7 protein-coding genes and 1 pseudogene are annotated in these 6678 nt (G+C 68.1%); 4 read left to right on the top strand and 4 right to left on the bottom strand.

Features of this window, described 5'->3' with window-relative positions; genetic code table 11:
• Positions 1–485: 485 nt before the first annotated feature.
• A complete protein-coding gene (locus AOJ26_RS24070; RefSeq protein ID WP_053850434.1) occupies positions 486–1127 on the bottom strand; it encodes a DNA-3-methyladenine glycosylase in 642 nt (213 codons plus the stop codon).
• A 141-nt stretch (positions 1128–1268) separates the two neighbouring features.
• On the opposite strand from AOJ26_RS24070, the gene AOJ26_RS24065 reads away from it, so the two are divergent.
• The 3 genes from AOJ26_RS24065 to AOJ26_RS24055 all read left to right on the top strand — a co-directional run bounded on the left by AOJ26_RS24065 (position 1269) and on the right by AOJ26_RS24055 (position 3287).
• Positions 1269–2051 (top strand): sporulation protein, encoded by a 783-nt coding sequence (locus tag AOJ26_RS24065; protein ID WP_053850433.1) that lies wholly within the window; start codon positions 1269–1271, stop codon positions 2049–2051.
• Positions 2052–2094: 43 nt separating this feature from the next.
• Positions 2095–2634: a YbhB/YbcL family Raf kinase inhibitor-like protein gene (locus AOJ26_RS24060; protein WP_053850432.1), complete on the top strand. Its 540-nt coding sequence runs from the start codon at positions 2095–2097 to the stop codon at positions 2632–2634.
• 146 nt (positions 2635–2780) lie between these two features.
• Complete coding sequence (locus tag AOJ26_RS24055) at positions 2781–3287, top strand: HNH endonuclease (RefSeq protein WP_031060381.1); 507 nt, start codon at positions 2781–2783, stop codon at positions 3285–3287.
• Positions 3288–3393: 106 nt separating this feature from the next.
• Here AOJ26_RS24055 and AOJ26_RS24050 read toward each other — a convergent pair whose 3' ends face one another.
• The 3 genes and pseudogenes from AOJ26_RS24050 to AOJ26_RS24040 form a co-directional block, all read right to left on the bottom strand.
• Positions 3394–4332, bottom strand: a complete 939-nt coding sequence (locus tag AOJ26_RS24050) for an SPFH domain-containing protein (protein ID WP_053850431.1) — start codon at positions 4330–4332, stop codon at positions 3394–3396.
• A gap of 130 nt (positions 4333–4462) precedes the next feature.
• Positions 4463–4894, bottom strand: a complete 432-nt coding sequence (locus AOJ26_RS24045; protein WP_053850430.1) for an NfeD family protein — start codon at positions 4892–4894, stop codon at positions 4463–4465.
• Between the two features lie 361 nt (positions 4895–5255).
• Positions 5256–5786 (bottom strand): annotated as a pseudogene (locus AOJ26_RS24040) (ABC transporter ATP-binding protein); the annotation flags it as partial.
• A gap of 140 nt (positions 5787–5926) precedes the next feature.
• Between AOJ26_RS24040 and AOJ26_RS24035 the strand changes: the two are divergent.
• Positions 5927–6678 (top strand): hypothetical protein (locus tag AOJ26_RS24035; RefSeq protein WP_078960012.1); only part of this gene is annotated, 752 nt, incomplete at its 3' end.

The raw sequence follows: 6678 nt of genomic DNA, 5'->3' as shown, positions 1-6678 counted from the left end.
ATATCCGGTTCGCACATCACGAGAGCGGAACCACCACCGGAATAAGGTGATAGTTCTCAGCGTCCTCGCTGTGTTTTCTTCAAAGGAACCTCGCCCCGAGCCGTGACGGCCGGGAACGGGGTATCAACATATCTGGCGTTGATTTTTGGCACGCTGTTGAGTTCTCAAGGAACGGACGCTTCCTTTGTACTCACCCTCTCGGGCTTTCCTCCGGGCTTTTCCCTTCGGTCTTGCGTTTCCGACTCTATCAGATCCTTTCGGGCCTGATTCCCTGTCGGCGGGGCCTTTCGACATTCACTACGTTAGCCCATTCCCTCGGCAACTCATAATCGAGTTCCGCGAGTTCGAATTCGGGCGTGCGGGCACGCCGAAATCGCCCCGCTGAGGGGATGTCGTAGGTAGTGGTTTGGCCGCTCTCGGCTGCTGGCGATCGCCGTAACCGGGTCAAGCGGCTCGGGCCACGTTACGCATCTTCCAAGAGCGAGTCAACTTGAGCGCCGCCTCGGGACATGGGCGCGATAGGGGCTCACCGTCGGGTCGTTGGCGACCCAGAACCGCCAGGGGTGCACGCCTCCTTCGCCGGCCACCCCGGTCCGCGGACCGTTGAGTACCTGGTCGGAGGCGACCGGGGTGCCGGTGAGTACCCTCAGCGGGGTCTCGTCCGGGGCGCAGGCGTCCGTACCGTCCAGGGCGCGGTCCACGCCCAGGGCCGTTGCCAGGCGGGCCGGTCCTTTGGCCAGTTCCTTGTCGTTCCGGGCCGAGAGTCGACGTTTGCGGGCCAGCTCGGTGCCTTCGAGGATCTCGCCGGCGCGGAGCAGGACGGCGCTCGCGCGGCCCTCCTCCCCGCACACGAGGTTCATGCAGAACCACATGCCGTAGGTGAAGTAGACGTACACATGGCCGGGCGGACCGAACATCACGTCGTTGCGGGCTGTGCGGCCGCGATAGGCGTGGGAGCCGGGGTCGTTCTGGCCGTCGTAGGCCTCGACCTCCGTGATGCGGAGCACGATCGGACCGTCCGGGGTGGTGCGGACGAGGAGGCGGCCGAGGAGGTCGGGGGCCACCTCCAGTACGGGGCGGTCGAAGAACTCTCGGGGCAGTGGCGTACGGTCCGGGGGCGTGATCATGGCGTACGAGCGTAGTCCAGACGGGTGTGTGCCAAGGGGTGGTCAAGGGTCCGTCCGCTTGCCAGGGTGATGGCGCGGAACCGACCACGGCCGGATCGCGTTTGTAGGGATCAGGAATCCGCGCGTTCTAAGAGGAGAGACATGGCGTTCAAGAAGCTGCTCGCGAGCCTGGGGGCCGGTGGGGCTTCGGTGGAGACGGTGCTGACCGAGGTCAACGTCGTCCCCGGTGGTGTCGTCCAGGGCGAGGTGCGGATCCAGGGCGGGTCCGTCGACCAGGAGATCGAGGGGCTGTCGGTCGGGCTCCAGGCCAAGGTCGAGGTCGAGAGCGGCGACCAGGAGTACAAGCAGGACATCGAGTTCACGAAGGTCTCGCTCGGCGGTGCCTTCACGCTCCAGGCGGGCGCGGTGCACGCGGTGCCGTTCGGTCTGGAGATCCCCTGGGAGACGCCGATCACGATGATCGACGGCCAGGCGCTGCGCGGTATGAACGTCGGCGTGACGACCGAGCTGGCGATCGCGCGTGCCGTGGACTCCGGTGATCTCGATCCCGTCAACGTGCACCCGCTGCCGGCGCAGAAGGCGATCCTGGACGCGTTCATGCAGCTCGGTTTCCGCTTCAAGAACGCCGACCTGGAGCGCGGCCACATCCGCGGGACGCGCCAGCAGCTGCCGTTCTACCAGGAGATCGAGTTCTTCCCGCCGCAGCAGTACCGAGGGCTCAACCAGGTCGAGCTGAGCTTCGTCGCGGACGGTCACGCGATGGACGTCGTCCTGGAGATGGACAAGAAGCCGGGTCTGTTCAGCGAGGGCAGTGACACCTTCCGCTCCTTCCAGGTGGGGCTGCACGACTACCAGAGCACCGACTGGGCCGGGTACCTCAACCAGTGGCTGTCCGAAGTCGGCAGCAAGCGCAACTGGTTCTAGGCTCGGAGCTGCTGATTCCGGTAATCGACCAGGAGGTACCGAGGTGACCGAGCTCAAGCAGCGGCCGCTCCCCCATGACTTCCATCCGCCCGTCCCGTCGTTCACGGTGACGAGCGAGGACGTGCAGGAGGGCGCCACGCTCAAGGACGCTCAGGTCTACGCGGCCGGCAACACTTCTCCGCAGTTGCGCTGGGAAGGCTTCCCGCCGGAGACCAAGAGCTTCGCCGTGACCTGCTATGACCCCGACGCGCCTACGGGCAGCGGGTTCTGGCACTGGGTCGTGTTCGACATCCCGGCCTCGGTGACGGAGCTGCCGGTCGGTGCGGGCAGCGGCAAGTTCGAGGGGCTGCCGGAGGGCGCCGTACAGGTGCGCAACGACTACGGGTCCAAGGACTTCGGTGGGGCCGCTCCGCCGGCCGGGGACGGGCCGCACCGGTACGTGTTCACCGTGTACGCCGTGGACCAGGAGAAGCTCGGGCCGGATTCCGACGCCTCTCCCGCCTATGTGGGCTTCAACCTGCGCTTCCACACGATCGCGCGCGCCCAGCTGATCGGTGAGTACGAGGTGCCCGCCGAAGACTGACGTTCATGGAGCGTTTGCCCGCCCCTGGTCTTGGAATTGATCAGGGGCGGGCACTTTTTTATTGCGTTGTCCATCTCGGCGTGCCCGGCCAGAGTTGATCCAAGCCCGCCAGGGGGTGGGCCGGTGCACATGGGAGGTGGGCTGACATGCGGGACACGCTGGTACTGAACGCGAGCTTCGAGCCGCTGTCGACGGTGACGTTGAACCGGGCCGTCGTTCTGGTGCTGCAGGACAAGGCCGTCGTCGAGCAGTCCCACCCCGAACTGCGCATGCGCGGAGCCGCGGTCGACATACCGGCGCCCCGGGTGATCAGGCTGTGCAGGTATGTGCGGGTGCCCTTCCGAAGACAAGCCCCGTGGTCCCGGCGGGGTGTTCTGGTGCGTGACCGGCACAGGTGCGCGTACTGCGGGCGGCGGGCGACGACCGTGGACCACGTGGTGCCGCGGTCGCAGGGTGGTCAGGACACCTGGCTGAACACGGTGGCCTCCTGCGCTGAGGACAACCACCGCAAGGCGAACCGGACTCCGGCGGAGGCAGGGATGCCGTTGCTGCGGGAGCCGTTCGAGCCGACTCCAGCGGACGCGATGCTGCTGTCGCTGGGCCACGAGGACTTCTCGGCGCTGCCGGACTGGCTGGCTCGGGAGGCCGCCTAGTCGTCTGCCGGGATCGGCTCGTCGGCGGCTGCAGGTTCGTTGTGGCTGGTCGCGCAGTTCCCCGCGCCCCTGGCTGGGCGCGGGGAACCTTGCTTTTGCAGTCCTGTCAGTCGATCTTCGGGGTTTCCCGGCGTTCCGAGCCCGTGTTGCCGCCGTTCGAACCGCCGCCCATGCCGCCGAAGTTGCCCATGGCTCCGGAGAGGCCCTTGAGGGCGTCGCCGATTTCGCTGGGGACGATCCAGAGCTTGTTCGCGTCGCCCTCGGCGATCTTCGGGAGCATCTGGAGGTACTGGTAGGAGAGGAGCTTCTGGTCCGGGTCTCCGGCGTGGATCGCCTCGAAGACCGTGCGGACCGCCTGGGCCTCGCCTTCCGCGCGCAGGGCGGCGGCCTTGGCCTCACCCTCGGCGCGCAGGATCTGGGACTGCTTCTCACCCTCGGCCGTGAGGATCGCCGCCTGGCGCGTACCTTCGGCGGTGAGGATCGCGGCGCGCTTGTCCCGGTCGGCGCGCATCTGCTTCTCCATCGAGTCCTGGATGGAGGTGGGCGGTTCGATCGCCTTGAGCTCAACGCGGTTGACGCGGATGCCCCACTTGCCGGTGGCCTCGTCGAGGACGCCGCGCAGGGCCGCGTTGATCTCCTCGCGGGAGGTCAGGGTCCGCTCCAGGTCCATTCCGCCGATGATGTTGCGCAGCGTGGTGACCGTGAGCTGCTCGATCGCCTGGATGTAGCTGGCGACCTCGTAGGTCGCGGCGCGGGCGTCGGTCACCTGGTAGTAGATGACGGTGTCGATGTTCACGACCAGGTTGTCCTGGGTGATCACCGGCTGGGGAGGGAAGGGCACGACCTGTTCACGCAGGTCGATGCGGTTGCGGATGGTGTCGATGAACGGGACGACGATGTTGAGTCCCGCGTTGAGGGTCCGCGTGTAGCGGCCGAAGCGCTCCACGATGGCCGCACTGGCCTGTGGGATGACCTGAATCGTCTTGATCAGGGCGATGAAGACCAACACCACCAGAATGATCAAGACGATGATGACCGGTTCCATCGTGCTCCCCGTGCCCTTCTCCGCCTCGGCGTTTTCGGAAGATCTTATGGTTGTTGAAGATCTTGCTGGTCGAGTCTGACAGACCGTCGTGCAACTCGTGGTGCGTTCGGTTCAGTTGCATCCTGCGAGGTCACATGATGATCGCGGTCGCTCCCTCGATGTCCACGACATCCACTTGCTGGCCTGCTTCGTAGGCACGGCCGGTGTCGAGAGCGCGGGCCGACCAGACCTCTCCGGCGAGCTTGATCCGGCCGCCCGTGCTGTCGACACGCTCCAGGACGACGGCCTGTCTGCCCTTCAACGCGTCGACTCCCGTGACGAGTTGGGGCCACTGAGAGCGGTGCCGGGTCGCGATGGGCCGTACGACGGCGATGAGGGCCACCGAGACCACGGCGAAGACGAGTACCTGGACGACGATGTCGCCGCCGAGTCCGGCGGCCACCGCGGCGGCGACGGCGCCCGCCGCGAGCATGCCGAACTCCGGCATCGCGGTCACCACGAGCGGGATTCCGAGCGCAGCCGCGCCGACGAGCCACCACACCCATGCGTCGATGTCGTTCACATGGTCATGGTAGGTCCGGGGGTACCGCCGCGGACAGGGCGCGATGGGGTGGGGAGGGGCTTCTTACCCTTGTTTTCGCGGGGACTTCACGTGATCACGACAGCGGCAGGCCCTGCGCGGTCCAGCGGTCCCCGACCTGCTCGACGACGAGGGGGAGGCCGAAGCACATGGAGAGGTTGCGGGAGGTGAGTTCGAGCTCCAGGGGGCCCGCGGCGAGCACCTTGCCCTGACGGATCATGAGGACGTGGGTGAAGCCGGGGGCGATCTCCTCGACGTGGTGGGTGACCATCAGCATCGAGGGGGCGATCGGGTCGCGGGCGAGCCGGCCGAGGCGGCGGACCAGGTCCTCGCGGCCGCCGAGGTCGAGGCCTGCGGCGGGCTCGTCGAGGAGGAGGAGCTCGGGGTCGGTCATCAGCGCGCGGGCGATCAGGGTGCGCTTGCGCTCGCCCTCGGAGAGGGTGCCGAACTTGCGGTCCAGGTAGTCGCTCATGCCGAGGCGGTCGAGGAAGGCGCGGGCGCGCTGCTCGTCGATGTCCTCGTACTCCTCCTGCCAGCCGGCCGTCATGCCGTACGCCGCCGTGAGCACGGTCTCCAGGACGGTCTGGCGCTTGGGGAGCTTGTCGGCCATGGCGATGCCGGCCATGCCGATGCGGGGGCGCAGTTCGAAGACGTCGGTGCCGGGCTTGCCGAGGGTCTCGCCGAGGATGGTGGCGGTGCCCTTGCTGGGGTAGAGGTAGCTGGAGGCGAGGTTCAGGAGCGTGGTCTTGCCGGCGCCGTTGGGGCCGAGGATGACCCAGCGCTCGCCCTCCTTGACCGACCAGGAGACCTGGTCCACCAGAGCCCGGTCCTCGCGGACCACGGATACGTCCTGAAGCTCCAGAACATCGCTCATGAGCGCGTTGTCTCCCCTTGCAGTGTGACCGGTGTCGGCGTCTCGGCTGGCGCGTGCGCGCTTTCGGGCGCAGCCCTCGATGAAATCTACGCCACCGGTCGGCCGCTCCCGTCCAGCGGTCCGGTCCTTAGGCTGGGGGCATGCTCTCGGAACCGCGCTCTGGACGCCTTGCCGCTTGGGGAAACGGTCTTTTGGCCGGACTTGTCTCACCTGATGACGCCGTGCTGGCGATCGTCGCCGACGATGCCGTGCACCGGGTCGAGGGGCTGCCGGGTGAGCCGGCGGCCGTCGGTCTCACGCTGGCGCTGGGGCGGCTGCGGTCGCTCGGTGTGAAGGGGCTGCGGGTCGCGCTGCCCGCGCCGGGGCATCCGCTGGGGCTGAGCGGTCCGCCGGAGTTCAACGCGCGGGCGCTGGAGGCGGAGGAGGCGGTGGTCTGTCACGGTGCCGCGCTGGGCCTGGTGCCGGAGGTGTACGAGGCCGGGCCCGCGGGTGATGTGCATGTCGAGGTGGTGTGGCAGGTGCTGCCGGTGCGGGAGGCTCCGCCGGCGGACGTTCCCTCGCTGGGAGAGGCCGAGCGGGAACTGGCGGAGGCCCTTCGGGAGGCCACGGAGGTGTTGTCGCGGCTGGACGTGGCCGCGTCGGGGCCGGTGGCGGAGGCGGCGCTCGGGGCGTACCGGGCTCGGGCCGAGCGGGGGCGGGAGGTCCTGGCGCCGGGGTATCCGCCCCGGGCGGTGCGGGTGCTGGAGCTCGCCCAGCGGGTGGGGCTGCTGGTGTCGCTGGCCTACGAGAACGGGAACGGGGGTGCGGTGAGCTCGGCCGAGATGCGGGCCAGGGTGGAGGCGTTGCGGCCGGTGGAGCGGACGGGGCGGCGGGCGCAGGTGGCCGCCTACAA

This window comes from Streptomyces sp. NRRL B-24085, assembly GCF_001282115.1.
Classification (GTDB): Bacteria; Actinomycetota; Actinomycetes; order Streptomycetales; family Streptomycetaceae; genus Streptomyces.
This window is presented reverse-complemented; position numbering and strand designations above follow the sequence as displayed.

Excerpts from the sequence above, each read along its gene's own strand:
- AOJ26_RS24050 (WP_053850431.1), bottom strand. The coding sequence starts at position 4,332 with ATGGAACCGGTCATCATCGTCTTGATCATTCTGGTGGTGTTGGTCTTC.
- AOJ26_RS24065 (WP_053850433.1), top strand. The coding sequence starts at position 1,269 with ATGGCGTTCAAGAAGCTGCTCGCGAGCCTGGGGGCCGGTGGGGCTTCG.
- AOJ26_RS24070 (WP_053850434.1), bottom strand. The coding sequence starts at position 1,127 with ATGATCACGCCCCCGGACCGTACGCCACTGCCCCGAGAGTTCTTCGAC.
- AOJ26_RS24055 (WP_031060381.1), top strand. The coding sequence starts at position 2,781 with ATGCGGGACACGCTGGTACTGAACGCGAGCTTCGAGCCGCTGTCGACG.